Consider the following 1,708-nt stretch of genomic DNA (forward strand, 5'->3'; position numbering starts at 1 on the left):
CAGCACGGGCGGGGCCGTCTCCAGCAGGTCGAGGACGGCGGGGCGGCGGCCGCCCGGGTCGCCGTCGCGCAGGGTGCCCACGACGGCGGCGCGGAGCCCGTACGGGCGGGCGGCCAGATGGGCGAGCCAGCGCAGCGACGGGGTGTCGGCCCACTGGAGGTCGTCCACGAGGATCAGCAGCGGGGCCTCCGCACTGATATCGGCGAGCAGTGAGCGCAGCCCTTCGAGGGCCGCCCGCTCCTCCGCCCCGTCCTCGGCCCCGTCCTCCGTGATCCCGGCGCGGTCCGTGGCGGTGAGCCGGGGGTCGGCCTGCCACCGCTCGCTCTCCTCGTGGGGCACCCGGGCCCGGAGGCTGTCGAAGAGCTGGTGTGCCACTCCGAAGGCGAAGTCCTGTTCCATGGGGGCGGCGTGGGCGCGCAGGACGCGTACGCCCTCCCCGGCGGCCGGGCCGGGCAGCGCCCGTAGCAGCGCGGACCGGCCGATGCCCACCGGGCCGGTCAGCAGCAGGCAGGACGCCTTTCCTCCGGCGGCGGCGCGCAGGGCGTCCCCGGCCGCGGTGAACTCGGTACCTCGTTCGAGCAGCATGTGTTCAGTTACTCTCCATTCCCCGGACGAGGGCGCGCAGTTCGCCGCGCCCGCTGACACCCAGCTTCTTGTAGACGCTGCTCAGCCGCAGTTCCACGGTGCGCCGGGAGACCGAGAGCAGCTCGGCGATGGCCCGGTTGGCGTGGCCCTGGCCGGCGAGCGTCGCGGTGTGCGTCTCGGCCTGGGAGAGGGTGGCCCACTCCCGGAGCCGGCGGACGTCGGTGGGGGACGGCGCGGGCCCCTGGTCCCCGGCGAGCCGGCGCACGGTGTCCGCCAGTCTGCTGGACGGGTGGGCGGTGATGAGCGCGGAGAGGTCGCTCGCCCAGGGGGCGGCGGCGGGCTGCTCGTGGCCGGTGCGCAGTTCGAGGGCGGCGAGGTCGGCGAGCGCCCAGGCGTGGGCCAGGCCGGCGGGGGTGTCGCGCAGGACGTCAACGGCGCGGCCCATCCTGGCGGGCCGTTCGTCGCCGGCGGGCAGGGCGGCGTTCAGCTCGGCCCAGCCGATGGTGCCGGCGGCGCCCCAGCGGCGGGCCAGCGCCAGTTCCTGTGCGCTCAGGCGCCGGGCCTCGGCGTGCTCGCCGAGCGCGAGGGCGGTGCGGGCCGCGAGGGACCGCCAGGGCAGCAGCGCGGGGTTGACGTACTGCCGGCGCAGCAGGATCCGGCCGGTCTCGCGGAAGAGGCCCATGGCCTCGGGCAGGTCGTCGTCGGCGACGGCGACCAGGGCCCGGGCGAAGAGCAGGTACGCCCAGGGGGCGCTGCCCTCGGTGCCGGCGGGGGCCGGTGCGCAGGCGTGGGCGCGGGCCCTGTCCCGGTCGCCGTTCTCCAGGGCGACGGCGGTGCGGACGGCTGTCAGGTAGGGCGCGGTGGCGGGGTGCCAGCCGTCCGGCGGCAGGGAGCGCTCGGCTTCGGCCACGTACCGCTCGGCGTCGGAGAGCAGGCCCCGGCGCAGGCTCATCTCGGCGCGGACGGTGAGCACCCGGGCGACGCCGGCCCGCAGCCGGTCGCGGCGGACGTCGGCGAGCAGGGCCTCGATGCCGGCGTCGGCGGTCTCGTAGTCGTCGGCGAGGTAGAGGGCGCGGCAGGCGGCGAGGCGGGGCAGCAGGGGGGTGTCCCGGCAGGCCGGGGG

At 77.5% G+C, this 1,708-nt stretch carries 2 protein-coding genes; both read right to left on the reverse strand.

What is annotated here, in order from left to right:
* Positions 1-585 (reverse strand): AAA family ATPase (locus K6I33_RS34820; protein ID WP_229358795.1); only part of this gene is annotated, 585 nt, incomplete at its 3' end.
* 4 nt (positions 586-589) lie between these two features.
* Positions 590-1,708 (reverse strand): helix-turn-helix transcriptional regulator (locus K6I33_RS36160; RefSeq protein ID WP_275126861.1); only part of this gene is annotated, 1,119 nt, incomplete at its 5' end.

This window comes from Streptomyces sp. UNOB3_S3, assembly GCF_020740895.1.
Taxonomy (GTDB): Bacteria; Actinomycetota; Actinomycetes; order Streptomycetales; family Streptomycetaceae; genus Streptomyces.